Source organism: Stenotrophomonas sp. yr243 (assembly GCF_900184195.1).
In the GTDB taxonomy this organism is placed as follows: domain Bacteria; phylum Pseudomonadota; class Gammaproteobacteria; order Xanthomonadales; family Xanthomonadaceae; genus Stenotrophomonas; species Stenotrophomonas lactitubi.
The window spans coordinates 452,175-475,967 of record NZ_FXWT01000002.1 but is presented as its reverse complement, the minus strand read 5'-3'; the positions used below and the strand labels follow the sequence as shown (position 1 = coordinate 475,967).

Below are 23,793 nucleotides of genomic sequence, written 5' to 3'. Positions count from 1 at the left end.
CGGTCAATGCCGGCCGCCGCAGGCGCAAAAAAACAGGCCTGATCCGCGAGGATCAGGCCTGTTTCGTTTCATAGGTGCCAGCAAAGGGCTTGCTCAGGGCCCCCACAGCATGAGCTCCCTTGGGGATGGCCTCTTGGGGAGTAGGACCGGTTCGGGTACTGCGGCTGGCATCCTGAATTGTGTCCGGGTTCACAGAACATCGCTATCGGGAATTCCCTGACATGCGGTTGGAGTTTTCTCACAGTGACTGTAGGGGTTCTCTTACCCTGTTGCCGACAATGGCCCTATACAGCCGTGATCGGTCACAATCCCCGGTCATGAGCAGCGTACATATCCTTGCAATCGCCGGCACCTTCATGGGTGGCGTGGCCGCCCTGGCGCGGGAACTGGGCCACACGGTCAGCGGCAGCGACCAGGCCATCTATCCGCCGATGTCGACCCAGCTCGAGCAGCTGGGCATCACCCTGGACCAAGGCTACCGCGCCGACAGCGTGCCGGAAGGCACCGCGCAGGTGGTGATCGGCAACGCGCTGTCGCGCGGCAATCCGGCCGTGGAAGCCGTGCTGGATGCCGGCCAGCGCTACATTTCCGGCGCCCAGTGGCTGTCCGAGCAGGTCCTGCCGGGCCGCGACACCCTGGCCGTGGCCGGCACCCATGGCAAGACCACCACCACCACCATCCTGACCTGGCTGCTGGAGAATGCCGGCCGCTCCCCCGGCTTCCTGATCGGCGGCGTGGCCGAGGACTTCGGCGTGTCTGCCCGGTTGGGCCAGGGCCGCGAATTCGTTGTCGAAGCCGACGAGTACGACACCGCGTTCTTCGACAAGCGCAGCAAGTTCGTGCACTACCGGCCGCTGGTGGCGATCCTCAACAACCTCGAATACGACCACGCCGACATCTTCCCCGATGTGGCGGCGATCCAGCGCCAGTTCCACCACCTGGTGCGTACCGTGCCGGCGCGCGGCCGCCTGATCGTCAACGGCGAAGACGCGCACCTGGCCGAAGTGCTGGCGATGGGCTGCTGGACCCCGGTCGAGCGCTTCGGTTTCGATCCGTCGCTGGAATGGCATGCCGAGTTGCTGGCCGCCGATGGCAGTGCGTTCCGCGTCCACCATCGCGGGCAGGCGCTGGGCGATGTGCAGTGGTCGCTGCTGGGCCGGCACAACGTGCTCAATGGCCTGGCTGCACTGGCCGCTGCGCACGCAGTGGGTGTCGCGCCAGCCGAGGTGATCCCGGCGCTGGCGCGCTTCCGCAGCGTCAAGCGCCGCATGGAAGTGATCGGCAACCACGATGGCATCACCGTCTACGACGACTTCGCCCACCACCCGACCGCGATTGCGACCACCCTCGAAGGCCTGCGTGCCAAGGTCGGTGATGCGCGCATCGTGGTGGCGATGGAGCCGCGCAGCAATTCGATGCGGCTGGGGGCCCATGCCCAAGCGCTGGCACCGTCATTGGCGCTGGCCGACGAGGTGGTGTTCCTGCACCGCCCGGAGCTGGCCTGGGATGCGGCAGCGGTGATCGCGGCAGTGCGTGGACAGGCACATGCGGTGGCCGATACCGATGCGCTGTTGGCGCAGCTGCAGTCCGACGTGCGCAGCGGCGACCATGTGGTGTTCATGTCCAACGGTGGCTTCGACGGCGCACCGCGCCGCTTCCTGGCAGGACTGCAGGCACGATGAGCGGTGAGGGTTCGCTGCCGCTGTTCCCGCTGCATACGACGCTGCTTCCGGGAGCGGCCATCGGCCTGCGCGTCTTCGAGCCGCGCTACCTGGATCTGGTCCGCGAAACTGGGCGCAGCGGCGAAGGTTTCGGTGTCTGCCTGATCCTGGAAGGGCACGAAGTGGGAGCGCCGGCAACGCCGGCCGCCTTCGGCGTGCAGGTGAAGATCGAGGATTTCGACGTCGGCGCCGATGGCGTGCTGCAGCTGCGATTGCGCGGCACCCGCCGTTTCCATGTCGAGCGCACGCGCGTGCGCGACAACGGGCTGGTGGTGGCCGATGTGCGCTGGTGCGATGAGGATCCCGATGACGAACTGCGTCCGCAGCATGCGCTGCTGGCGACGGTACTGGACCACATCATCGAGCAGGCGGGCACGGCATTCGCACCGGCCACGCCGGCCTTGATGGACCAGGCCAGCTGGGTCAGCTGGCGGCTGGGCGAACTGCTGCCGCTGAGCGAACAGCAGCGCCTGCAGTTGCTGCAGCTGGACGACCCGCACCAGCGCCTGCAGCAGCTGCTGGGCTGGATGCCGTAACGACGGAACGCCGAGACCGGCAGCCGCCCACCAAAACGGAACCGGTAGATGCCAACCAAGCCAGAACCGGTAGATGCCAACCAAGGTTGGCGACTACCAGAGCGGGGACGGTAGCGCCGGGCCATGCCCGGCGGATCCATCAGGACAGAACCGGTAGATGCCAACCTTGGTTGGCGGCCTTTGCCCGAAAGCGCCAACCAAGGTTGGCGTCTACCAAAGCGGGGACGGTAGCGCCGGGCCATGCCCGGCGGATCCATCAGGGCGCGGTGGTCTTCAACCGCAGCACCGGCAGGCCGGTCTCCGGGTGCACGGCTTCCTGCTGAGGCAGCGCCTGTACCGCTTCCTTCACAGCGTTCAACGCCGGATCGATCCCGCGTACCGGGTGCCACATGCCGATCCACTGGAAGTGACGCTCGTAGCGCAGCGTCTGTGCGCTGCCCAGCCACAACGGGGTGTCGCCCGGCTGCAGCTGCGCTGGGGCCTGCCACAGGCGCAGCACGTAGCGCTCATCGGCCTGCGCGCCCTGGCGCACCATCAGCAGCGCTTCGACGCGCGTATCCAGCGTCGCCGGCAGCACCGGCAGTTCATCGGCGCCGGTGTTCTTGTCCAGCATCAGCAGCGCTTCCTGCCAGCCGGCCTGGGCCTGCACCTGCCAGCCGCGCGCTTCCAGCTGCGCCTGCAGCTGCGCCAACGGACCGGCCACCTGCACGTCCAGCGGCCAGCGCTGGTCATCGTCGAATTCGTTGCGGCGTGCCGGCAGCTTTGCCCAGTCGTGCTGCCACCAGGCCTGCGCGTCCATCGCCAGCGGCGCCGGAAGGGTCGGCTCGAAGCGTTCCAGCTTGATGGCGATGTTGCGCGGCGCGTACCACATCGCCGCCACCGCGAAGACGCCGTAGAACAGCCAGGCCACCGGCTTGACCCAGAACGAGCGGTTGAAGCGGCGGCGGTAGGCGATGCCCAGCACCAGCAGCCAGAACGTGCCGAACAACATGCCGCCGATGACGTCACTCAGCCAGTGCGCGCCCAGGTACAAGCGCGAGAAGCCGATCAGGCTGACCACGATGCCCGATACCAAGTACGGCCAGACGCGGGTGCGGCCGGGCATTTCGCGGGCGATCAGCACCGCGAAGAAGCCGAAGGTGATGGTGGCCATGGTCACCGACACCGACGGGAAGCCGAAGCCACTGCTGGCATCGATCGGGCGCACCACATCGACGGTGGCGCCGAGCAGTTTGGTCAGGGCCAGGCCGAAGGCCAATGCGGCCAGCCAATGGGCGGCCGCCATCCAGCGCCGGCGCCAGATCAGGTAGCCCATCGCTGCAGCGGTTGCCGGCAGCAGCACCTGCCATGCGCCCAACGACGCCAACGCGGCCATCGGGTAATCGGCCAGCGGATTGCGCAGGGCCAGCATTGCCTGGTGCACCAGAAGATCCACCGCAAGGGGCTCGCCATGGGCGACCACCACGGTCAACAGGGCGAACCAGCCCCAGCCCAACAGCAGCAGCATCAGCGCCAGCATCGCCAGCGGTACCGACTCGCGGCGCTTCGGGTCGAGCACGCCGACGGTGTAGCGACCGAGTGTCGGGTGCCGGTTGGACCAGTCGAGCAGGCGGGCCAGCCAGTTGTCCATGCGCGCGGCCGACCAGCGATAGCCGTACAGCACGATGGCCCAGACCAGGCTGAGGATCACCGCCAGCAGGCCGGCCACCACGACCAGCCGGCCGGCAACTGCAGCGACGGTGTCGTAGGCTTCGCCGAGGATCCAGCCCGGGGCCAGGAACAGCACAGCCCAGGAAATACTGGCGATGCCACTGGCCTGCACATAACGGCTGGTGGGCATCTTCATCATGCCGGCGATGGCGGGCACGAATGGGCGGATGGCACCGACATAGCGGGCGATCAGGATGCTCTTGAATGCATTGCGGCGGAACAGGTTTTCGCCGCGGTCGAGCAGCTGCGGGTAGCGGCTGAACGGCCAGACGCCGCGCAGGCGGTCGCCCCAGCGCCGGCCTATCCAGTAGCTGATGCCATCACCGGCGAACGCACCCAGCGCCGCAGCCGCAACCGCATACGGTCCGGAGATCTGGCCCAGGCCGATGAACACGCCGACGGCAAACAGCAACGGCAGCGCCGGCACGATGGCGCCAAGAATGATGACCGCATCGCAGAAGGCGATCAGAAAGATGACCGCACCCGCCAACACGGGATGAGCGGCAATCCACGCGAGGGTGGCGTCGATCCATGAAGAGTCCATTTCCTGATTATAGGGGCGTGAAGGTGACTGGTTCCCAGCCGCTTGGTGACCGTTTGCAACCATCGGCATCGCCTAGAATGTCGCCATGCCTGTATCCAACGACGCGCCAACGCATGCACTGAAGGCCGACAGCTTTGGCCGGATCCTCCTCGTGCAGGGCCTGGAAGGCCCCTTCGTGCGCCGCGATCTGGGGGCCACGCCGCTGTGGCTGCGGCTGCCTGCGTGGTGGCTGGCGCGGCGCGAAGCGCGCGCGCTGAAGCACATCCACGGCATGGCCGACGTGCCGCAACTGCTGGACTGGAGCGGCCGCCACCTGGACCGCAGCTTCATGGCCGGTGACGCGATGTACCAGCGCCCGCCGCGCGGTGACGTGGCCTGGTTCCGCGCCGCGCGCCGCCTGCTGCAACAGCTGCATCGGCGCGGTGTGGCCCACAACGACCTGGCCAAGGAAGCCAATTGGCTGGTGACCGAGGACGGGCGCCCGGCGCTGATCGACTTCCAGCTGGCGGTGATCGGCGACCCGCGCTCGCGCTGGATGCGCTTGCTGGCGCGCGAAGACCTGCGCCACCTGCTCAAGCACAAGCGCATGTACTGCCGGGAGTCGCTGACGCCGGTGGAGAAGCGCGTGCTCAAGCGCACCTCGTGGGTGCGCGACCTCTGGTTCGCCACCGGCAAGCCGGTCTACCGCTTCGTCACCCGCCGCATCCTGCATTGGGAAGACAACGAAGGGCAGGGGCCCAAGCCGTGAGCACGCTGCTGAGCGAAGGCAGTGTGCTGCGTTCGCAACTGCCGGGTGCCGATTTCGTCCATGCCTGCCAAGAGGCGGCGCCGCGCAACGGGCGTTCGGCGCTGCAGGCCTACCGCGATATGGCAGCGGCGGTGCCGGGCTGGTTCGACGGGCTGATGGGCCTGCGCAACCGTGGCATGCGGCTGCTGCGCATGAAGGATCTCGGCTCGCTGCGCGCGGTGCAGCAGACCGTCGATCCACAGCCCGGGCAACGCCTTGGCATCTTCACCCTGCAGGCGCTGGGCGAAGATGCCATCGTGCTGGAGGACGACGACCGCCATCTGCGCGTGCAGCTGGCGCTGCAGTGGCATGGCGATGCGTTGGAAGTGGCAACGGTGGTGCACACCCACAACGCGTTCGGCCGCCTGTACATGCTGCCGGTCGCACCGGTGCATCGATGGATCGCGCCGCACCTGCTGAGCAAGCAGGCGCGCGGGTATCAGTAGATCCACGCCATGCGTGGATGCGCGTTGTGGCGTGGCGCAGCCTGCTACGGCGTCACCGGCACCACCTGCTGGCCGATGAAGTTGCGCTTGCCATCGAAGTCATAGCCGATCTGCAGCTGCCCCACATCCGGGCACGCATGGCAGTCGCGCAGCGGCGTGCGGTACAGCAGGCGGATGCCACCACCGTCCAGCGGCGCGGTACCCGCGGCCTGCGCCGGCGCGAACGGCGTGGCCTGCGGGTTCGCCTTCAGCACCTCCTGCACGCCGGGATCGGCGCGCAGCGTGTCGTCCAGCTGCACCGCATCCACGTCGATACGCTTGCCTCCGGCATCGACCAGGCGGGTGCCTTCATTGGTGTTGGCGCGGAACGGGTATTCGACGGTGGCCACGCCCAGGCCGTCATGTTCATGCCAGGCGGTCACGTAGGCCAGTTCGCCACCGGTGGAGAGCTGTTCGGCGGCGGTGACTGCATCGGCACTGGCGCCGCCGGCACGCATCGCATCACGCAGGCAATCGCGGGTGGCCGCGCTGTCGCCCTGGCGGCAGGCGTTGAGGTCGCCATCCCAGACAACGGCCTCGCTCCAGCGCAGCTTGCCATCACCGGCCGCCTTGTCGACGCTGGCGGCGTCATCCTTGGCCGGCGCGCTGCCGGGTTCAGGCGAGCGGCCCTGGCAGGCAGCAAGCAGGGCCAGGCTCAGGGCAGGCAACAACAGGCGGGAACAGCGCATGGCATGGACCTCGTGCAGTGACCGGGGCGCCAGTATCGTCAACGTGCGGTGAACTCCGCGTCGGCGCGGCATACTAGCGGCTCATTGCATACGCTGGAGTGTGGAACGTGGGCAGTCTGCAGGGCAAAACCCTTTTCATCACCGGTGCCTCGCGTGGCATCGGCCTGGCCATCGCGTTGCGCGCCGCGCGCGATGGCGCCAACGTCGCCATTGCCGCCAAGTCGTCGGTGCCCAATCCGAAGCTGCCGGGCACCATCCACACTGCCGCCGAGGCGGTGACCGCAGCGGGTGGCCAGGGCCTGGCGCTGAAGTGCGACATCCGCGAGGAAGACCAGGTGCAGGCAGCCGTTGCTGCCGCCGTGGACACCTTCGGTGGCATCGACATTCTGGTCAACAACGCCAGCGCCATCTGGTTGCGTGGCACCCTGGACACGCCGATGAAGCGCTTCGACCTGATGCAGCAGGTCAATTCGCGCGGCAGTTTCCTCTGCGCACAGGCCTGCCTGCCGTACCTGCTGCAGGCGCCGAACCCGCACATCCTGACCCTCGCACCGCCGCCGAGCCTCGATCCAAAGTGGTGGGGCGCGCACACTGGCTACACGCTGGCGAAGATGGGCATGAGCTTCGTCACTCTCGGCCTGGCCGCCGAGTTCGGCCCGCAGGGCGTGGCGGTCAATGCGTTGTGGCCGCGCACGGTCATTGCGACCGATGCGATCAACATGATTCCCGGTGTGGACATCGGCGGCTGCCGCACGCCGCAGATCATGGCCGATGCAGCACATGCGGTGCTGGTGCGCGAGGGGGCCGGCTTCCACGGCCGTTTCCTGATCGATGACGAGGTGCTGGCCGAAGCCGGCGTGACCGATCTTTCCGGGTACGCGGTGGATGCGTCGCGTCCGTTGCTGCCGGATCTGTTCCTGGATTGATCTTGGTTTACGGGAGCGGGGGGGGCGCTGTCAGCCTCGGCCCGCTGCGCTAGAATGCGCGGCTGTAATCGTTTCCAACAGGGATGTGAGCCCATGTCACGTACTCTTTCCATTGCGGCGCTGGCCGCTTCGTTGTCGTTGATCCTGGCCGCCTGTGGCGACAAGACGCCCACAGCCGGCGGCGGCGCGGGTTCTTCCGCAAAGCCGGAGGCCAGCGCGGCGCCGGCCGACGCCCAGCAGCAGTTGACCGCGAAGCTCAACGCCTACATCGGCTGCTTCAACGCGCTTGATTCGAAAACGCACGGCAGCATCCAGTCCTATACGCGCTGGATCAAGGACGTGGACGCCGGCCCGAGCGGTCGCGAGACGAACGTGTACGGACCGTTCGAGATCAGCGATTACGACATGAAGCAATGCGACGCCCCCGTGTCCGAAGCGATCGCCGCCAAGCCGGCGCTTGCCGATCTTGATGCCGCTGCAGGTCAGTACCAGCAGGCGCTGAAGGCACTGGTGCCGATCAGCAAGGAAGCCCACGACTACTACGAGCGTCAGGACTACGAAGACGACAGGTTTGCCAAGGGCAAGCAGCTGCATGCGTCGTTGATGACCGCCTTCAAGGATTTCGTGGTTGCCAGTGAAACGTTCAACGCCGAACTGGAGCGCCAGAACGACGCTGCCCAGCGCGAACAGCTCAAAGCGCTGGAACAGGCCGAAGGGCGCACGCGCGAGTACTACCGTCTGGCGATGATGCTGGAAGCGAAAGCGATCATGGACATGATGGGCGAGGACGACTTCGACGTGGCCAGGGCGCGGGAGCGCTTGGATGCCTTCAACCGCATTTCCGACGAAGCGCATGCCAAGGTGGCCGATAAGGAGCCGGGCAAGCTGGACTGGAACAGCTTCGAACGCGAGGCCGAGAACTTCCGCCGCGAAGGCAAGGAGCGGCTGCAGCGGGTCAGCGGCAAGGTTCCCTACACCGTCTTCGAGCAGAGGATGCTTGCGTCGCCGTCGATGGCCCCGAGCGGCTCGGCCGGCCGCCTTCTGCACATCTACAACGCACTGGTGTTCCAGAGCAATCGCCAGTGACCCGGCGTGCTGCACGCAACTTCTGTCGCATTCGAGCAGGCTGATTGCGACGTGAAGGATGGAGTGCCCCGTCGCCTCAATGGCGCGGGGACCCGTGTATGCGGGCTGTGCCGCTGCGCGCGAGAATATGCGGCGTCTCATATCTGCAAGGAACCGATTTGAATTCTTCCGCGCGTGTACTTTCTCTGCTTGTGCTTGGCACTGCCGCCGCCCTCTCTGGCTGCAACGGATCGACAGGACTGTCCGCAGCCGATCCCGGCCTGCAGAAGATCAACGCCTACATCGAGTGCTACAACGGCGTCGAACAGCCCATCCACGACGGCTTCCAGACCTACACCGCCTGGATCAGCGATCACGAAGCGGGCCCGACGGGCAAGGAAGCGCAGCCGCGCTCGCCGGGCAAGGTGCTGTCGCATCGTGTCGAGTACTGTGGCCAAGCGTTGACCGATGCTTTGGCAAAGACGCCAGCCACGCCGCTCGATGAGCCGGTGCGGCATTACCAGAAGGCGTTCCAGTCGTTGTATGCGTTGATCGAACACGCTGACGGCTATTTCACCCGCGAGGACTATCGGCGCGACAGCGGCGAAGGGATGCGTACCCAGCATGCCCCGCTGATGCAGGCGTATGCCGATTTCTTCAAGGCCAGCGAAGTGCTGGATGCGGCGCTGGAGATGAACGAACAGGAGCGCCGTGTCGCGCAGCTCAAGCAGATCGAAGCGGACGAAGGCCGTTCTCTTGCGTACTACCACCTGCGGATGGTCGGTGACGGCAAGCAGTTGGTGATGGCCCTGAAGGGCGACGAACCGGAGCTGGCGGAGGCCCGGCGGCAGCTGGCCGCCTACCAGGCGATGCTGGCCGAGATGCAGAATGCCGGCGTTGGCAAGGACAACCCGATGTGGGCACATGTGCAGCGCTCGGCCGATGTGCTGGTGCGCGACGCCGGGCGCCGTATCGACCGGTTGGCGTCGGGCAAGCCGTTCACCCCACGCGAATTGCAGGCCGACCTTGAGGCGAAAGGAAGCATGATCTCTGCACCCGAAGGGGCGCAATCGAAGGTGGTCGCGGCCTACAACGACCTGGTGACCACCAGCAACCGCATGAACTGAGCCGGCGGATTGTCCTCCCGTGCGTGGATGCAGGATGTTGCATCCACGCATGGCGTGGATCTACTGCCGCAGGCATTGGTAGTGCCGGCCGCTGGCCGGCATCGGCGTCAATGGCTGAACGTATCCGGCAACGGTCCGCCACACTTGCGGCAGTGGCGTGCATCAGGTTCGTGGCCTTCCAGCCCACAGTGCGGACAGCCACGTGCATCGCGGCGCGCGGCCAGTTCGGCATCGCGCATGGTGCTGGCCAGCTCGGCGGTGTAGATGCCGGTGGGCACAGCGATGATGCTGTAACCGATCAGGATCAGCACCGAGGTGACGAAGCGGCCGAGCACGGTCTGCGGCACGATGTCGCCAAAGCCGACCGTGGCCATCGTCACCACCGCCCAGTACATGCTGCTGGGGATGCTGGTGAAGCCATGGTTCGGCCCCTCGATCACGTACATCAGGGTGCCGGCGATGATAGTGATGGTGACCACCGTGAACAGGAACAGCAGGATCTTGCGCCGGCTGCGCCACAGCGACTGCATCAGCACGCCGCTCTCTTCGATGTAGCGGGTCAGCTTGAGGATGCGGAACACGCGCAGGATGCGCAGTGCGCGCACCACCAGCAGGCTCTGCGCACCCGGAATGAACAGCGACAGGTAGGTCGGCAGGATCGAGGCCAGGTCGATGATGCCCCAGATGCTCACCGCATAGCGCAGCGGTCGCTTCACTACCGCCAGGCGCAGCACGTATTCGGCGGTGAACAGGATGGTGAAGCCCCATTCCAGCACGTACAGCCAGTCGGCGTGGGCGATGTGGAAACGCTGCACGCTGTCGAACATCACCACCAGCACGCTGGCGATGATCGCGTACACCAGCAGCAGGTCGAAATTGCGCGAGGGCCGGCTGTCGTGGCGGTAGATGATGTCGAACCACCGGCGGCGCCAGCCGGTCTCGGTGGCGGGGTTCAGCTGGGGGGCGGAAAACGGTCGCATGCGTGCATTGTGCCGCACCGGTTCCGGCGCGAGAATGGGCGTTCCTGAACCCTGCCGACTGCCATGACTGCCGCTACCGATCCGCTGATCTCCCTGTCGCACTACTACCTGCCGGTGTACAAGCCCCGCCAGGTGGTGCTGGAGCGAGGCCAGGGCGCCCGCGTGTGGGACAGCCAGGGCCGTGAGTTCATCGACCTGGCCGCCGGCATCGCCGTGTGCGGCCTGGGCCACAACGACCCGGACCTGGTGGCCGCACTGGTCGAACAGGCCGGCAAGCTGTGGCACACCAGCAACGTCTTCTACAGCGCGCCGCCGCTGCACCTTGCCGAGGAACTGGTGAAGGCCAGCCGCTTCGCCGAGCGTGTGTTCCTGTGCAACTCCGGCGCCGAAGCCAATGAAGTGGCGATCAAGATGGTCCGCAAGTGGGCCTCCAGCCAGGGCCGTCCGGCCGACAAGCGGGTCATCATCACCTTCCGCGGCAGCTTCCATGGCCGCACCATGGGCGCGGTGACCGCCACCGCGCAGCCGAAGTACCAGGAAGGCTACGAGCCGCTGCCGGGTGGCTTCCGCTACATCGACTTCAACGACGAGGTGCAGCTGGAAACGGCGATGGCCGCCGGTGACGTGGCGGCGGTGATGCTGGAGCCGATCCAGGGCGAGGGCGGGGTGATGCCGGCCAAGTCCGGTTTCCTCAAGCGCGTGCGCGAACTGTGCGACCAGCACAACGCACTGCTGGTGCTGGACGAGATCCAGGCCGGCATGGGCCGTACCGGCACCTTGTTCGCGCACTGGCAGGATGACGTGGTGCCGGACATGGTGACCCTGGCCAAGGCGCTCGGTGGCGGTTTCCCGATCGGTGCGATGCTGGCCGGCCCGAAGGTGGCCGAAACCATGCAGTTCGGTGCCCACGGCACCACCTTCGGTGGCAATCCGTTGGCCGCGGCCGTCGCCCGCGTGGCGCTGCGCAAGCTGGCCTCGGCCGAGATCGCCGCCAATGTCAGCCGCCAGTCGAAGGCGCTGCGCGATGGTTTCGCCCGCATCAACGACGAGTTCAAGGTGTTCAGCGAAGTGCGCGGCCGCGGCCTGATGCTGGGCGCGGTGCTGAGCAAGGATTTCGCCGGCCAGGCCGGGGCGATCCTCGACCACGCCGCCGAGCAGGGCCTGCTGACCCTGCAGGCCGGTCCGGATGTGCTGCGCTTCGTGCCGTCGCTGAACATCACCGACGAAGAAGTGGCTGAAGGCCTGAAGCGCCTGCGCGCGGCGATTGCCGCGTTCGTCGCCGCGCGCTGAGTTCCGACGCCGGGGTCGGATCCCTCCCCTGCGGACAGGGATCCGACCCTACTGCTGCGGAACCTCCGTAGAGCCGAGCCCATGCTCGGCTCATCGCGATGTCAGGCAACAGCAGCCGAGCATGGGCTCGGCTCTACAGAATTGCGGATTACCGCACCCCGTAGCGCTTCAGTACCTTGCCCAGTCCGCGTCCGTCCTGCACGGTTTCCGCATGCAGGCCGGCTGCGCGCGCGCCGCGCACGTTGGCGAACAGGTCATCGACGAACAGCGTGTGCCCCGGTGCCACGCCGAGGGCCGCTAGCGTGCGCAGGAATACCTGCGGCGCGGGTTTGCGCAGGCCGAAGTCCGCGCTGCAGAACACGCGATCCTGCAATGCAGGAAACAGTTGCGGCAGCAGCGTCGGCAGCGCCTGTGCCATCAACGCACCGTTGTTGGTCAGCACCGCGATCGGCACCTGCAGTTCCTGCAGCCGTTGCAGTACTGGCAGTTGAGGGTGGCTGGCCGCGTGGCGAGCGGCGACCCAGGTTGGCAGCGTTACCGTCGTGCCGAGCAGTTCGCCAAGCTTGGCCAGATAGCGCCCGCCATCCAGCGTGCCGCTGTCGTGTGCCGCTTCCAGTCCGCTGTCGTACAGCGCGGCCTGCACGTGCGCGGTCGGCACGTCCAGCGCCTGTGCCAGGTGCAGCACGCGCTGTGCGCGCTGGTAGTGCACCAGCACGCCGTCGACATCGAGCAGGAGAAGATCGATCCGCATCGGTCGAGCATGCCATTGCCGCAACCCCGCGCAAACCCTGGACCACCACTGCGACACACGGTCGCAGCCGGGCGGGCAGGCCGCTGCCTAGAATGGCCATCGAACCTGCAGGAGACGCAATGATGAAGGCTTGGATGGTAGCGGTGGGACTGGGCGCGTTGATGCTGGCGCCGTCGGCGATGGCGCGCGTATGTGCGGTGAGCATCGACAGCACCGACCAGATGAGTTTCAGCAGCCGCGAGATCAAGGTGGCCGCCGATTGCAGCGAAATCGATCTGACCCTGCGCCACACCGGCAAGCTGGCCGCCACCGCGATGGGCCACAACTGGGTGTTGACCCGCACCGCCGACTACCAGCCGGTGGCGATGGCGGGCATGCGCATGACCCTGGCCGACAGCTACCTGCCGAAGGCCGACAAGCGTGTTCTGGCCCACACCAAGGTGATCGGTGGTGGCGAGACCACCCGCGTGCGTTTTTCCACGAAGGGCATGCAGAAAGGCGGCGATTACACCTTCTTCTGCTCGTTCCCCGGCCACTTCGCGATGATGAAGGGCAAGTTCGTCTTCGGTTGATGCCGTCTGTAGAGTCGAGCCATGCTCGACTGCTCTCCGCGCGGTAAGCCGAGCATGGCTCGGCTCTACAGGTGGAACGCCGCACGCAGCCTGGTAGATCCATGCCACGCGTGGATGCCGTGCCACGGCAATGCCAACCAAGGTTGGCATCTACCGGGCGTGGGCTCAGCCCTTGGCCGCCTTGAACGCCACGCGCGCCGCTGCCAGCGTCGCTTCGATCACCGCATCATCGTGTGCGCTGGACAGGAAGCCGGCCTCGTACGCCGACGGTGCCAGGAACACGCCCTGGTCCAGCATCGCGTGGAAGAAGCGGTTGAACGCCGGGATGTCACAGGCCGTGGCCTGGGCGTAGGTCTCCACCTTTTCGCTGGTGAAGAACAGGCCGAACATCGCGCCCACCTGGGTGGTGGTCACCGCTACACCGGCATCGGCAGCGGCCGCTTCCAGGCCCGCGCACAGGCGTGCGGCACGTGCGCTCAGATCGTCGTGGAAGCCCGGCTGCTGGATCAGCTCCAGCATGGCCAGACCGGCGGCCATCGCCACCGGATTGCCGCTGAGCGTACCGGCCTGGTAGATCGGGCCGGCGGGGGCAATCTGCTGCATCAGCTCGCGACGGCCACCATAGGCGCCCACCGGCATGCCGCCGCCGATGATCTTGCCGAAGGTGGTCAGGTCCGGGGTGATGCCGTAGTACGCCTGCGCACCGCCCAGGGCAACGCGGAAGCCGGTCATCACTTCATCGAAGATCAGCAGCGTGCCGTACTGCGTGCACAGCGCACGCAGGTGCTGCAGGTAGCCTGCGCGCGGCGGAATGCAGTTGGCGTTGCCCACCACCGGCTCGATGATCAGGCCCGCGATCTCGCTGCCCTGTTCTTCGAACAATGCGGTGGCGGCCTCGAAGTCGTTGTAGGGCAGGGTCAGGGTCAGTTCGCTGAGGCCGGCCGGCACGCCGGGCGAGGTCGGCACGCCCAGGGTCAACATGCCGCTGCCGGCCTTGACCAGGAACGAGTCGCCGTGGCCGTGGTAGCAGCCTTCGAACTTGACGATTCGGTTGCGGCCGGTGGCACCGCGCGCCAGGCGGATCGCCGACAGGGTGGCCTCGGTACCGGAGTTGACCATGCGCACCATCTCGCACGACGGCACCAGGCGGGTGATGGTCTCGGCCATGGTCACTTCCGCTGCGCACGGCGCACCGAACGACAGGCCGTTGTCGATCGCCTTCTTCACTGCCTGGCGTACGGCGGTGTGGTTGTGGCCAACGATCATCGGGCCCCACGAGCCCACGTAGTCGATGTAGCGGTTGCCGTCGACGTCGTACAGGTAGGCGCCGTCGGCGCGCTCGACGAAGAAGGGCTCGCCGCCAACCGACTTGAACGCGCGCACCGGTGAGTTGACGCCGCCAGGCAGCAGTTCCTGGGCGCGGGAGAACAGGGCGTGGGACTGGTCGTGGTTCATGGGGTTTCCTGGGGATTACTGCTGCGTATCGAATCGGGCGAGGTAGGCGCGCTGGGTCGCGACCGGGTCCTGCGCGGCGTAGATGCCGCTGACCACGGCCAGCAGATCGGCGCCGGCATCGATGATGGGACCGACATTGTCCGGGCTCAGGCCGCCAATCGCCACCCGCGGCACGCCCAGTGCGGCGCTTTGCCGCAGCAGGTCAACGTGGGCGCGGCTGCTGGTGACCTTGGTGGTGGTGGGGAAGAACGCGCCGAAGGCTACGTAGCTGGCGCCGGCAGCCACGGCGCGCTCGGCGTTGGCCAGCTGGTCGTAGCAGGACGCGCCGATGATGGCGTCGGGGCCGAGCAGGGTGCGGGCGGCGCCGATGTCACCGTCGGTGCCGCCCAGGTGCACGCCGGCCGCGCCGATGGCCTGGGCCAGCACCGGGTCGTCGTTGACGATCAGCGGCACCCCATGGGCGGCGCACAAGGCCTGAAGGGCCGTGGTCTGTTCCTGTCGCAGGGCATCGCTGGCGGTCTTGTTGCGGTACTGCAGCCAGGTGGCACCGGCGGCCAGCAGCGGCGCGGTGCGCGCCAGCAGGCGGGCGGTATCGGGTTCATCCGGGGTGATCAGGTAGACGCCGCGGGGCGTCGGGGAAGCAGAAGTCATCGATGGCTACCGGTGAGTGGACCGCGATGGGACAATGGCGGCCCGTGAATCCAGCCCTGATTATCCGATGAGCGAAGCCACCCCCACCACCCTGCGTACCTGGATGTGCGTGGTCTGCGGATTCCTGTACCGCGAAGCGGATGGGCTGCCGGAAGAGGGCATCGCCCCGGGCACGCGCTGGGAAGACATTCCCGAGACCTGGACGTGCCCGGATTGCGGCGTCACCAAGGACGATTTCGAGATGGTCGAAGTCGATTGAGGGGGGGCCGCCAGGCCCTCCTGTGGGTGTGGACCGTTGGTCCACACACCCGACAACCTCACTCAATGCAGCCGTGGTGCTGGCCCGCCGAGATCAATCAGCTTCTCGCGCAGCCATTGCGCGTCGCTGGCCTCGGGGTTGCGCTTCAGGTACAGGCCCAGGTCGGTGCGAGCCCCGGCCAGGTAGTCCAGCTGCAGATAGGCCAGGCCGCGATCACGCAGGGCATCGTCCTGTTCGGGGGCGAGCTTGAGCAGGCGGTCGGCACTGCGCGCGGCACGATCCCACTCGCTGGCCTCGGCATAGACCCCATGCAGGTTGCGCAGCATGCGGATCAGGATCGCGCGGCTGGGTGCAGGATCGAGGATCTGCGCCAGCACCTGGTCGTCGGGCATCTGCCCGCCCAGGTGCGACTTGGCGCGCTCGCGCAGTTCGTCCACGTCCAGCGGGCGGCCACCGTTGAACGGGTCCATCACCAGCACGCCATCGTCGACCGGCAGGCGCACCAGGAAATGACCGGGAAATGACACGCCGTCCAGCGGAATGCCCAGCCGTCGCGCCACTTCCATCTGCACCAGCGCCAGCGAGATCGGATTGCCCAGACGGCGCTCGAACACCTGGTTGAGGTAGCTGTTGCGCGGGTCGTAGTACTCCTGGTGGTCGCCGCTGTAACCCAGCTCATCGAACAGATGCCGGTTGATGGCCGCCATCTTCAGCGGGCTGTGCTCGATGCTGTCCACCTCGGCACGCAGGTGCTCGACGTGGCTCTGCACCAGCGCATCGTAGGTCGACGGCTGCAGATCGGGATATTCATCGCGCGCGATCAGCAGCGCGGTCGGCAGCAGTGGCAGCGCCTCGTCGTCGAAGGCGGCCAGTGCATCCCAGTCGGGGAGTGTGATCCGGTCCTGCATGCCCACAGACTGGCGGCAATCGTGGGCGGTTTCAAGCAGCGTGGCGTGAATTCGTCACGTCATCGTCCTTCCATCCACGCATGGCGTGGATCTACCGTGTCGACCAAGGTCGACACCTACCAACAGCAGCGGGAAACTGTCAGGGGTGGGGCGGTGTGGGCTTGCAGGACCGCAGGCGCCATGGATGGCGCCTACGAGCCCCCAGGGATGGGTTTACGGCGTGTCCTGCAAGCCCACACCGCCCCGCCATCCCTCGGTCGCCCAGATGTTGCATTTGATGTTGATTCGGTGGGGGCCGGGCGCAGCCCGGCCGAACCCTTACTTCTCGATACCCGGGCCGAAGGTCAGCTCGGTCCCATCCTTCAGCTTGAGCTTCTCCGCCTGGCCGGCATTGAGCTCCAGCACGAAGCGCGCCGGACCGCCGCTGGGGTAGGGCGGGCACATGTCGCCGGCAGAACACGGCGGTACGTCGCGCTGCTGGCTCACCAGCTTGCGCTCGCTGTCGAAGTACAGGATGTCCAGCGCGATCTTGGTGTTCTTCATCCAGTACGCCTGCATTTCCTCGCGGTCATGCACGAACAGCATGCCGTGGTCTTCGGCCATCTGGTCGCGGAACATCAACCCGCGCGCACGGGTTTCATCGTTGGTGGCCAGTTCAACGACATAGCGCGCACCGTCAAGTTCCACCCAGTGGCGGGCGGCATCGGTGGCGCAGCCGGCCAGGGCCAGCAGCGGAAGCATCAGCAGGGAGCGCAGCAACGACATCGTCAGGGTCCTTCGAAGGGTCAGAGCACGATCGGCGGCTCGCCGCCGACGATCACCACATCGGCACGGCGACGTGCGAACAGGCCGACACAGACCACGCCCGGCAACTGGTTGAGCTCGCGCTCCAGCTTTTCCGGATCGGTGATCTGCAGGTTGTGGATGTCCAGGATCTGGTTGCCGTTGTCGGTCACCACGCCTTCGCGCCAGGTCGGCTGGCCGCCGGTCATGTCGCGGATCTGGCGGGCGACCAGGCTGCGTGCCATCGGGATCACTTCCACCGGCAGCGGGAACCTGCCCAGTACCGGCACCTGCTTGCTCGGGTCGACGATGCAGACAAAGCGCTCGCTGGCCTCGGCGATGATCTTCTCGCGGGTCAGCGCAGCGCCGCCGCCCTTGATCAGGCACTTGTTGCCATCGCACTCGTCGGCGCCATCAACGTACAGCGACAGGGTGCCGGTGTGGTTCAGTTCGATCACCTCGATGCCATGCTGCTTCAGGCGCGCGGTGCTCTGTTCGGAACTGGACACCGCACCCTTGATGCGATGCTGGATGCGGGCCAGCGCATCGATGAAATAGGCGACGGTGGAACCGGTACCGACACCGACGATCATGCCGTCTTCGACGTACTCGATGGCCTTTTCGGCGGCCAGGCGCTTGGCTTCAGACATTGCGGGGAGCTCTCAGGCAGGGAATCAGGATTTCTTTTCCAGCGACAGCAGCAGCTTCCACTGCGTGGCGGTCACCGGGAACACCGACAGGCGGTTGCCCTTGGCAACCAGCGGGAAGCCTTCGCCGAGTTCCTCGGCGTGCAGCTTGATCTCGTCCAGCGCGATCACCTGCTTCAGCTTGCGGTCGAAGGCCACGTCCACCAGCATCCAGCGCGGGTTCTCGCGCGTGCTCTTGGGGTCGTGGTAGTCGGATTTCGGATCGAACTGGGTGTCATCCGGGTAGGCCGCGCTGGCCACCGTGGCCAGGCCGACGATGCCGGGCACCTTGGTATTGGAGTGGTAGAACAGGATGCCGTCGCCGACCTGCATGCCGTCGCGCATGAAATTGCGCGCCTGGTAGTTGCGCACGCCATTCCAGGGTTCAACCTTGACCTTGGCCAGGTCATCGATGGAAAAGGCGTCCGGTTCGGACTTCATCAGCCAGTAGCGCTTGCGGGCGGTCATGCGTTCACGGGGGCAGCGGAAGGGAGCAGGGTGCCGGCTTCAGTGCAGATCGCATCCACCGGCACGTCCCAGGACGCTACCGGCAAGGACTCGACCTGCTGCACCGAGAATGCCGCGCCGACCAGCCAGGGTGGCGCCGGCCGATCATGGCGGAAGGCGAAGCTGCGATCATACCAGCCGCCTCCCATCCCCAGCCGCCGGCACTGTGCGTCGAAGCCCACCAGCGGTGTCACCACCAGGGCCATCTGCGCCGGTTCCAGGGTGTCTTCGAGGGCGATGTCCGGTTCGGGGATGCCGTAACGGTTGCTGGTCAACGGTTGGCCGGGGCGCCAGGGCGCGAAGCGCAGCACATCGCCGTGCAGTACCGGCAGGCAGTAGCGCAGCGTGTCGGGCAGCTGCAGCTGCCAGCGGTGCAGGGCGATTTCGCCATCCAGCGCCCAGTAGCCGGCCACGGCGCCTTCGCGCGGGGCGAACGGCAGCGCGAGCAGCGCATCGGCCAGCGATTCGGCAGCGGCGATACGGGCGGGGGCGGAAAGGTCGCGGCGGCGTTGCCGCAGGTCGTGGCGCAGGGCCTGTCGCGGGTCGGTCATGGCAGCATGCGGCAAGGATCAGCCGTCATTGTGCCGGAAAGAACAAGGGCGACGCCCGAAGACGCCGCCCTTGCTGGAATATTGCATTCTCCGCAATGTCGATGCATGCGAAACGACCTTGAACCCGCGGGCTCAAGTGGGAACGTTGGAGAACCATCGGGCTTCCCGCTGCAAGGCGGACCTGCACTCCCGGCGCTGTCGCGCTCCCGGTGTCGTTCTTAAGGGACAAGGCGAATGTTTGCACATGCCGTCGAGTACCGCAGAGAACGCGTGGCCATTATAGCCAGCACGCAGGATCTGGATAGGCCGTTCGTCGGCAACAGTGCGTGCCAATTCAGAAAAGAGAAGGCGCATTCCGCGCCTTTCTCACGTGCTGCTGTCGATTGCCCGGTCCAGACGCCGGTTCAGGTCGGCCAGGGTCTGCTGCAGGGCCACCGCCTGGCGGGCGTTCTCATCGCGCAGCAGCTGCAGTTCGTGCGCCAGGTTGAGCGCTGCCAGCACCGCGATGCGGTCAACCGCAGCCATTCGGTTGCTGCCACGGATCTCGCGCATGCGCGCGTCCAGCAGGCGGGCGGCCGCCATCAGGCTGTCGCGTTCATCACCACCGACGCCAACCGTGTATTCACGGTCGAGGATGCGGACGCTGACCGGTTCGGCACTCATGTGTGCTGCTCCAGGGATTTGAGCCGGGTGATCATCGCTTCCACCCGCGAACGCGCCTGCTCGTTCTTGGCCAGCAGCGTAGAGCGCTCGGCCACCAGCTGTTCCTGCTGGTGGCGCAGGCTGCGGTTCTCCTCGGCCAGCCGCTGGTTGCGGTCGAGCAACGCCTCCACACGGGCGGCGAAGGCCTGCAGCTGGGCAAGGGGATCGGCGGGTTCCATGCCCGCACGATAGGCAAGCCGGGTCAGGGCGGTCAAGCACTGTCGCAGCAGGCCCCGGCGGCTACGGAGAGCAGGCGGACACATTGCTACACTACCCGGCTCACGGGCGCGCGCGTGCGCGCTCCGCAGTTTCCCTTCCGAACGAGCCGCACGATGACCGAACTTCCCTCCGTCGACGACGTTACCCGCGCCAGCCAGGAACTGGGCCTGGGCGCCACTGCTGCCGAGCTGCATGGCGGGCTGTGCGGCTGGCTGGCCGCTGGCGGTGCCCCCGGCAATGACTGGCCCGCGCGCGTGCTGGCCGACGACAATCTGCCGCAGGTGGCTGCCGACAGTGCGCTGGCGCAGTTGCTGGAGGCCACCATCAAGCAGCTGGAAGACCGTGACTTCGCCTTCGAGCTGCTGTTGACCGACAGCAGCGACGTGGCCGCGCAGGCGGACGCCATGTTCAGCTGGACCCGTTCTTTCCTGGGCGGCTTCGGCCTGGGCAGTGGCGGCCACCGGCCGACCCTGTCCGAAGAAGGCGAGGAAGCACTGAACGACCTGGCCAGCCTGGCCCGTGCCTCGAGCGAGGACTTCGAAGCCGGCGGTGACGATGACGACGAAGCCCTGTCGGAGATCGAAGAGTTCATCCGGGTGGCGGTGCTGCTGCTGCACGGTGACGTGGTGCTGGCCGCGCGCCATCGGCAGCGCCTGAACTGATGGATATCAAGCAGCGCACCGGCATCGCTGCCGGCGAGTACAAGCGTCGTCGCCGGCAGTTGATGGACATGGCGGGTGAAGACGCGATCCTGGTGCTGCCGGCGGCATCGGAGAAGGTGCGCAGCCTCGATACCCATTATCCGTACCGGCAGGATTCGGATTTCCAGTACCTGAGCGGCTTCCCGGAGCCGGAAGCGGTACTGGTGCTGATTCCCGGTCGCCGCCACGGCGAAGCCATCCTGTTCTGCCGCGAGCGCGATCCCGAGCGCGAAGCCTGGGATGGCGGTCGCGCCGGCCAGGAAGGCGCTGTGGCGCAGTACGCGATGGACGATGCCTACCCGATCACCGATCTGGACGACATCCTGCCGGGCCTGCTGGAAGGGCGGTCGCGGGTGTACTACCACTTCGGCCGCGATGCGGATTTCGACCTGAAGCTGATCGGCTGGGTGAACCGTGTACGTTCGCAGGTGCGCCACGGTGCGCAGCCACCGCATGAGTTCCTGGAACTGGGCCATCTGCTGCACGAGCAGCGGTTGTTCAAGTCCGGTGCCGAGGTGGCGTTGATGCAGCGCGCGGCCGATATCAGTGTGCTGGCGCATCGTGCCGCCATGCAGGCCGCGAAGGCCGGCATCCACGAGTACGAACTGCAGGCCGAGCTTGAGCGGGTGTTCCGCGCCAACGACGCGGTGCCTGCGTACTGCAGCATCGTCGGCGCCGGCCGCAACGCCTGCGTCCTGCATTACCGCGACAACAACGCGCGTTCGCGCGACGGCGAACTGGTGTTGATCGATGCCGGTGCCGAGTTCCGCGGCTATGCCAGTGACATCACCCGTACGTTCCCGGTCAACGGTCGTTTCAGCACCGAGCAGCGCGCGCTGCATGATCTGGTGGGCGCGGCGCAGGCGGCGGCACTGGCCCAGGCCAAACCGGGGGTAGCCTACGAAATGGGCCATCTGGCGGCGGTGCAGACCCTCACCGAGGGGTTGCTGCAGCTGGGCCTGTTGAAGGGCACGCTGGAAAAGAATCTTGCCGAAGGGTTGTACCAGCGTTTCTACCGGCACAAGACCGGGCACTGGATCGGGCTGGATGTGCACGACGTAGGCGATTACCGCCTGGCCGGCGATTCGCGCCTGCTGGAGCCGGGCATGGCCTTCACCATCGAGCCGGGGCTGTACATCGGCGTGGACGACACGACGGTGGAACCGCGCTGGCGCGGCATCGGCATCCGTACCGAAGATGACGTGCTGATCACCGACGACGGGCATCGGGTGTTGACCGAGGGCCTGGAACGCAGCGCCGACGAGATCGAAGCGTTGATGGCGGGGTAAGGGTTTTCGGCAGGGCTTGCAGCCCTGCACCTGCAGAGGCAACAGCCAAAGCCAGAGCGGCATTGCGTGGGATGGCGGGGCGGTGTGGGTAGTCAGGACACGCCGTAAACCCATCCATGGGGGCTCGATGGCGCCATCCATGGCGCCAACGGTCCTGCCCACCCACACCGCCCCACCTCTGACAGATTCCTGCGGCTGTTGGTAGCGGCGATTGTTGGAACGCGCGGTTGTTGGGACGCGCGGCCGTTGGTAGGTGTCGACCTTGGTCGACACAGAGCGAGCGCAGCGAGCGACCCGCTTTTGCTTTTCTTTCTTTCTTCCGTGGCTGGCCGCACACGGAAACTGTCCGTGGCCGGGCGGGTGGGCTGCGCAGGGGCGTAAGCGCCATGGATGGCGCGCCCGAGCCTACAGGGACGTATTTACGGCGTCCCCTGCGCAGCTCACCCGCCCGGCCAAGCCTCAGTAGTCTCGATGCATTTCGCGACCAACCACGAGGGCCTCAGCCGTTCGCCGCCGCAAACACCGGCCGCGTCAGATTGTCCGCCTCGCCATCAGTGCACAGCACTTCGTCTTCGATGCGGATGCCGCCATACGGGCGGAAGAAATCCACTCGCTCCCAGTTGATCGCATCGCCATGGCCGGCAGCCTTCACTTCGTTCAACAGCATGTCGATGAAGTACAGACCCGGCTCGATCGTCACCACCATGCCCGGTTCCAGCACGCGGGTCAGGCGCAGATACGGATGGCCGGCCGGGCGCTCGATGCGGCCGCCTTCGTCGCTGGCGGCGAAACCGGCGACGTCGTGCACCTGCAGGCCGATCAGATGACCGATGCCATGCGGGAAGAACGCGGCGCTGACGCCGGTTTCCAGCGCGGTCTGCGGCGACACCTTGATCACGCCGAAGTCCTTCAGCACGCCCATCAGCGACAGATGCGCGTCAACATGCAGCTGCTTGTAGTCGAAGCCCGGGCGCACCGCTGCGCACATCGTCTGCTGCGCGGCATCGACGGCTTCGATCATTGCCGCGAACTCGTCATGGCCGGCGGCGGCGTAGGTGCGGGTGATGTCGCTGGCATAACCATACGCGCTGGCGCCGGCGTCGATCAGGAAGCTGCGCAGCGGCTGCGGTGCCTTGCGGCCCAGCTCGGTGTAATGCAGCACGGCGGCGTGCTCGTTCAGGGCCACGATGTTGCCGTACGGCAGTTCAGTGGCGTCCTGGCCCACGGCCTGGCAATAGGCCATGTGGATGCTGAACTCGTCGGCGCCATTGCGGAACGCCGCTTCGGCCGCGCGATGGCCGCGCACGCCGAGCACCTGCGCCTGGCGCATCAGTGCGATTTCATACGGCGTCTTGCTGCCGCGATGCCATTCCAGGTAGTTCACCACCGGCGCGGGGTTGTTGGGCACATAGGCGCCCAGCGCGCTCTGCGGTTCACCCAGGATCGCACAGCGCGCCGGATCGGACGGCAGCAGCGCCAGCGCTTCTTCGGGCGTGCGGATGATGTGGATGTCGAAGTGCTCGACCCACCAGCCGCTCGGGGCGTCCGGTACCACATGCCAGTAGTCGAACGGCTGGTGGAAGATCACCGCCGGGCGCTTGCCCGGGGTGAACACGATCCAGCTGTTGGGTACGCGGGTCAGCGGCAGCCAGGCCTTGAACTGCGGGTTGACCGCGTACGGGTAGTCACGGTCGTCGAAGACCTGGTAGTGCAGGGTGCCGCTGGGCACCACCAGGTGGTCGAAGCCGCCGCGTGCCAGCGCCTGCTCGGCGCGTCGGCACAGCACGGCCAGGTGGTCGGGATACAGGGCGCCGGGGTCTTGCTGGATCATTGCGGTGGCTCGACACGGGAAACGGCCTTAGATTCTGCCGGATACCGACGCAATCCGCTGTGCCGGAA

General features: G+C 66.6%; 26 protein-coding genes and 1 other RNA gene. 12 read left to right on the top strand and 15 right to left on the bottom strand.

All coding sequences use genetic code 11. The annotated features are described in order from the left end of the window. Window positions 1–317 precede the first annotated feature (317 nt). Together mpl and QOL57_RS08890 are read left to right on the top strand one after the other, a co-directional pair. Window positions 318–1,682 (top strand): UDP-N-acetylmuramate:L-alanyl-gamma-D-glutamyl-meso-diaminopimelate ligase, encoded by a 1,365-nt coding sequence (mpl, locus tag QOL57_RS08895; RefSeq protein ID WP_089236695.1) that lies wholly within the window; start codon window positions 318–320, stop codon window positions 1,680–1,682. Continuing rightward, the gene (locus QOL57_RS08890) at window positions 1,679–2,257 is read left to right on the top strand and encodes an LON peptidase substrate-binding domain-containing protein (RefSeq protein WP_089236694.1); all 579 of its coding nucleotides are present in this window, start codon (window positions 1,679–1,681) and stop codon (window positions 2,255–2,257) included. The genes mpl and QOL57_RS08890 overlap by 4 nt, the downstream gene beginning before the upstream one ends. Before the next feature lie 256 nt (window positions 2,258–2,513). Here the strand turns inward: QOL57_RS08890 and QOL57_RS08885 are convergent, their stop codons facing one another. Next, the gene (locus QOL57_RS08885) at window positions 2,514–4,511 is read right to left on the bottom strand and encodes a bifunctional DedA family/phosphatase PAP2 family protein (RefSeq protein WP_089236693.1); all 1,998 of its coding nucleotides are present in this window, start codon (window positions 4,509–4,511) and stop codon (window positions 2,514–2,516) included. 85 nt (window positions 4,512–4,596) lie between these two features. Between QOL57_RS08885 and QOL57_RS08880 the strand changes: the two genes are divergently transcribed. Both QOL57_RS08880 and QOL57_RS08875 read left to right on the top strand, forming a co-directional pair. Further along, window positions 4,597–5,259, top strand: a complete 663-nt coding sequence (locus QOL57_RS08880) for a serine/threonine-protein kinase (protein WP_089236692.1) — start codon at window positions 4,597–4,599, stop codon at window positions 5,257–5,259. After that, window positions 5,256–5,744 carry a DUF2867 domain-containing protein gene (locus tag QOL57_RS08875; RefSeq protein WP_089236691.1) on the top strand — a complete coding sequence of 163 codons (489 nt, stop codon included), beginning with the start codon at window positions 5,256–5,258 and terminating at the stop codon, window positions 5,742–5,744. Before QOL57_RS08880 ends, QOL57_RS08875 begins: the two co-directional genes overlap by 4 nt. Window positions 5,745–5,788: 44 nt before the next feature. Here the strand turns inward: QOL57_RS08875 and QOL57_RS08870 are convergent, their stop codons facing one another. Next, window positions 5,789–6,472, bottom strand: a complete 684-nt coding sequence (locus QOL57_RS08870) for a hypothetical protein (RefSeq protein WP_089236690.1) — start codon at window positions 6,470–6,472, stop codon at window positions 5,789–5,791. Between the two features lie 107 nt (window positions 6,473–6,579). On the opposite strand from QOL57_RS08870, the gene QOL57_RS08865 reads away from it, so the two are divergent. The 3 genes from QOL57_RS08865 (at window position 6,580) to QOL57_RS08855 (ending at window position 9,590) form a co-directional block, all read left to right on the top strand. Next, on the top strand, window positions 6,580–7,398 hold the full coding sequence (locus QOL57_RS08865; RefSeq protein ID WP_089236689.1) for an NAD(P)-dependent oxidoreductase: 819 nt from the start codon (window positions 6,580–6,582) through the stop codon (window positions 7,396–7,398). 93 nt (window positions 7,399–7,491) lie between these two features. Further along, a complete protein-coding gene (locus QOL57_RS08860; protein ID WP_089236688.1) occupies window positions 7,492–8,484 on the top strand; it encodes a YiiG family protein in 993 nt (330 codons plus the stop codon). A 158-nt stretch (window positions 8,485–8,642) separates the two neighbouring features. Then, complete coding sequence (locus tag QOL57_RS08855; RefSeq protein WP_089236687.1) at window positions 8,643–9,590, top strand: YiiG family protein; 948 nt, start codon at window positions 8,643–8,645, stop codon at window positions 9,588–9,590. Between the two features lie 107 nt (window positions 9,591–9,697). Here QOL57_RS08855 and QOL57_RS08850 read toward each other — a convergent pair whose 3' ends face one another. After that, the gene (locus QOL57_RS08850; RefSeq protein WP_089238093.1) at window positions 9,698–10,570 is read right to left on the bottom strand and encodes an ion transporter; all 873 of its coding nucleotides are present in this window, start codon (window positions 10,568–10,570) and stop codon (window positions 9,698–9,700) included. A 63-nt stretch (window positions 10,571–10,633) separates the two neighbouring features. Here QOL57_RS08850 and QOL57_RS08845 point away from each other — a divergent pair, with 63 nt between their 5' ends. Next, complete coding sequence (locus tag QOL57_RS08845; protein ID WP_089236686.1) at window positions 10,634–11,860, top strand: acetylornithine transaminase; 1,227 nt, start codon at window positions 10,634–10,636, stop codon at window positions 11,858–11,860. A gap of 148 nt (window positions 11,861–12,008) precedes the next feature. Here QOL57_RS08845 and QOL57_RS08840 read toward each other — a convergent pair whose 3' ends face one another. Continuing rightward, window positions 12,009–12,611 (bottom strand): HAD-IA family hydrolase, encoded by a 603-nt coding sequence (locus QOL57_RS08840; RefSeq protein WP_089236685.1) that lies wholly within the window; start codon window positions 12,609–12,611, stop codon window positions 12,009–12,011. Window positions 12,612–12,733: 122 nt separating this feature from the next. Between QOL57_RS08840 and azu the strand changes: the two genes are divergently transcribed. Further along, complete coding sequence (azu, locus tag QOL57_RS08835; RefSeq protein ID WP_089238091.1) at window positions 12,734–13,183, top strand: azurin; 450 nt, start codon at window positions 12,734–12,736, stop codon at window positions 13,181–13,183. A 165-nt stretch (window positions 13,184–13,348) separates the two neighbouring features. Here azu and hemL read toward each other — a convergent pair whose 3' ends face one another. Then, window positions 13,349–14,638 (bottom strand): glutamate-1-semialdehyde 2,1-aminomutase, encoded by a 1,290-nt coding sequence (gene hemL, locus QOL57_RS08830; RefSeq protein ID WP_089236684.1) that lies wholly within the window; start codon window positions 14,636–14,638, stop codon window positions 13,349–13,351. A 15-nt stretch (window positions 14,639–14,653) separates the two neighbouring features. Further along, window positions 14,654–15,289, bottom strand: a complete 636-nt coding sequence (gene thiE, locus QOL57_RS08825) for a thiamine phosphate synthase (protein WP_089236683.1) — start codon at window positions 15,287–15,289, stop codon at window positions 14,654–14,656. Between the two features lie 34 nt (window positions 15,290–15,323). On the opposite strand from thiE, the gene QOL57_RS08820 reads away from it, so the two are divergent. Next, a complete protein-coding gene (locus QOL57_RS08820; RefSeq protein ID WP_089236682.1) occupies window positions 15,324–15,548 on the top strand; it encodes a rubredoxin in 225 nt (74 codons plus the stop codon). A gap of 62 nt (window positions 15,549–15,610) precedes the next feature. Here the strand turns inward: QOL57_RS08820 and QOL57_RS08815 are convergent, their stop codons facing one another. From QOL57_RS08815 to QOL57_RS08780, 8 genes are all read right to left on the bottom strand, one after another. Further along, on the bottom strand, window positions 15,611–16,456 hold the full coding sequence (locus QOL57_RS08815) for a SirB1 family protein (RefSeq protein ID WP_089236681.1): 846 nt from the start codon (window positions 16,454–16,456) through the stop codon (window positions 15,611–15,613). 318 nt (window positions 16,457–16,774) lie between these two features. Next, window positions 16,775–17,221 (bottom strand): DUF192 domain-containing protein, encoded by a 447-nt coding sequence (locus QOL57_RS08810; protein WP_089236680.1) that lies wholly within the window; start codon window positions 17,219–17,221, stop codon window positions 16,775–16,777. Between the two features lie 20 nt (window positions 17,222–17,241). Continuing rightward, window positions 17,242–17,889 carry a ribose-5-phosphate isomerase RpiA gene (rpiA, locus tag QOL57_RS08805; protein WP_089236679.1) on the bottom strand — a complete coding sequence of 216 codons (648 nt, stop codon included), beginning with the start codon at window positions 17,887–17,889 and terminating at the stop codon, window positions 17,242–17,244. A gap of 24 nt (window positions 17,890–17,913) precedes the next feature. Next, a complete protein-coding gene (locus QOL57_RS08800) occupies window positions 17,914–18,393 on the bottom strand; it encodes an EVE domain-containing protein (RefSeq protein ID WP_089236678.1) in 480 nt (159 codons plus the stop codon). Next, complete coding sequence (locus QOL57_RS08795) at window positions 18,390–18,983, bottom strand: 5-formyltetrahydrofolate cyclo-ligase (protein WP_089236677.1); 594 nt, start codon at window positions 18,981–18,983, stop codon at window positions 18,390–18,392. Before QOL57_RS08795 ends, QOL57_RS08800 begins: the two co-directional genes overlap by 4 nt. A gap of 83 nt (window positions 18,984–19,066) precedes the next feature. Continuing rightward, a non-coding RNA gene (ssrS, locus tag QOL57_RS08790) (6S RNA) lies at window positions 19,067–19,252 on the bottom strand. A 97-nt stretch (window positions 19,253–19,349) separates the two neighbouring features. Continuing rightward, window positions 19,350–19,646, bottom strand: a complete 297-nt coding sequence (locus QOL57_RS08785) for a cell division protein ZapA (protein ID WP_025874199.1) — start codon at window positions 19,644–19,646, stop codon at window positions 19,350–19,352. Continuing rightward, window positions 19,643–19,864, bottom strand: a complete 222-nt coding sequence (locus tag QOL57_RS08780; RefSeq protein WP_025874200.1) for a TIGR02449 family protein — start codon at window positions 19,862–19,864, stop codon at window positions 19,643–19,645. Before QOL57_RS08780 ends, QOL57_RS08785 begins: the two co-directional genes overlap by 4 nt. A gap of 153 nt (window positions 19,865–20,017) precedes the next feature. Between QOL57_RS08780 and QOL57_RS08775 the strand changes: the two genes are divergently transcribed. Then, window positions 20,018–20,566, top strand: coding sequence for a YecA family protein (locus QOL57_RS08775; RefSeq protein WP_089236676.1), 549 nt, complete (start codon window positions 20,018–20,020; stop codon window positions 20,564–20,566). Between the two features lie 5 nt (window positions 20,567–20,571). Then, a complete protein-coding gene (locus QOL57_RS08770) occupies window positions 20,572–21,894 on the top strand; it encodes an aminopeptidase P N-terminal domain-containing protein (protein ID WP_089238089.1) in 1,323 nt (440 codons plus the stop codon). A 499-nt stretch (window positions 21,895–22,393) separates the two neighbouring features. Here QOL57_RS08770 and pepQ read toward each other — a convergent pair whose 3' ends face one another. Beyond that, the gene (pepQ, locus tag QOL57_RS08765) at window positions 22,394–23,725 is read right to left on the bottom strand and encodes a Xaa-Pro dipeptidase (RefSeq protein WP_089236675.1); all 1,332 of its coding nucleotides are present in this window, start codon (window positions 23,723–23,725) and stop codon (window positions 22,394–22,396) included. Window positions 23,726–23,793: the final 68 nt, after the last annotated feature.

Coding starts and splice junctions, on each gene's coding strand:
- mpl (WP_089236695.1), top strand. CDS start 318: ATGAGCAGCGTACATATCCTTGCAATCGCCGGCACCTTCATGGGTGGC.
- QOL57_RS08890 (WP_089236694.1), top strand. CDS start 1,679: ATGAGCGGTGAGGGTTCGCTGCCGCTGTTCCCGCTGCATACGACGCTG.
- QOL57_RS08885 (WP_089236693.1), bottom strand. CDS start 4,511: ATGGACTCTTCATGGATCGACGCCACCCTCGCGTGGATTGCCGCTCAT.
- QOL57_RS08880 (WP_089236692.1), top strand. CDS start 4,597: ATGCCTGTATCCAACGACGCGCCAACGCATGCACTGAAGGCCGACAGC.
- QOL57_RS08870 (WP_089236690.1), bottom strand. CDS start 6,472: ATGCGCTGTTCCCGCCTGTTGTTGCCTGCCCTGAGCCTGGCCCTGCTT.
- QOL57_RS08860 (WP_089236688.1), top strand. CDS start 7,492: ATGTCACGTACTCTTTCCATTGCGGCGCTGGCCGCTTCGTTGTCGTTG.
- QOL57_RS08850 (WP_089238093.1), bottom strand. CDS start 10,570: ATGCGACCGTTTTCCGCCCCCCAGCTGAACCCCGCCACCGAGACCGGC.
- QOL57_RS08845 (WP_089236686.1), top strand. CDS start 10,634: ATGACTGCCGCTACCGATCCGCTGATCTCCCTGTCGCACTACTACCTG.
- QOL57_RS08840 (WP_089236685.1), bottom strand. CDS start 12,611: ATGCGGATCGATCTTCTCCTGCTCGATGTCGACGGCGTGCTGGTGCAC.
- azu (WP_089238091.1), top strand. CDS start 12,734: ATGAAGGCTTGGATGGTAGCGGTGGGACTGGGCGCGTTGATGCTGGCG.
- hemL (WP_089236684.1), bottom strand. CDS start 14,638: ATGAACCACGACCAGTCCCACGCCCTGTTCTCCCGCGCCCAGGAACTG.
- thiE (WP_089236683.1), bottom strand. CDS start 15,289: ATGACTTCTGCTTCCCCGACGCCCCGCGGCGTCTACCTGATCACCCCG.
- QOL57_RS08820 (WP_089236682.1), top strand. CDS start 15,324: ATGGCGGCCCGTGAATCCAGCCCTGATTATCCGATGAGCGAAGCCACC.
- QOL57_RS08815 (WP_089236681.1), bottom strand. CDS start 16,456: ATGCAGGACCGGATCACACTCCCCGACTGGGATGCACTGGCCGCCTTC.
- QOL57_RS08810 (WP_089236680.1), bottom strand. CDS start 17,221: ATGTCGTTGCTGCGCTCCCTGCTGATGCTTCCGCTGCTGGCCCTGGCC.
- rpiA (WP_089236679.1), bottom strand. CDS start 17,889: ATGTCTGAAGCCAAGCGCCTGGCCGCCGAAAAGGCCATCGAGTACGTC.
- QOL57_RS08800 (WP_089236678.1), bottom strand. CDS start 18,393: ATGACCGCCCGCAAGCGCTACTGGCTGATGAAGTCCGAACCGGACGCC.
- QOL57_RS08795 (WP_089236677.1), bottom strand. CDS start 18,983: ATGACCGACCCGCGACAGGCCCTGCGCCACGACCTGCGGCAACGCCGC.
- QOL57_RS08785 (WP_025874199.1), bottom strand. CDS start 19,646: ATGAGTGCCGAACCGGTCAGCGTCCGCATCCTCGACCGTGAATACACG.
- QOL57_RS08780 (WP_025874200.1), bottom strand. CDS start 19,864: ATGGAACCCGCCGATCCCCTTGCCCAGCTGCAGGCCTTCGCCGCCCGT.
- QOL57_RS08775 (WP_089236676.1), top strand. CDS start 20,018: ATGACCGAACTTCCCTCCGTCGACGACGTTACCCGCGCCAGCCAGGAA.
- pepQ (WP_089236675.1), bottom strand. CDS start 23,725: ATGATCCAGCAAGACCCCGGCGCCCTGTATCCCGACCACCTGGCCGTG.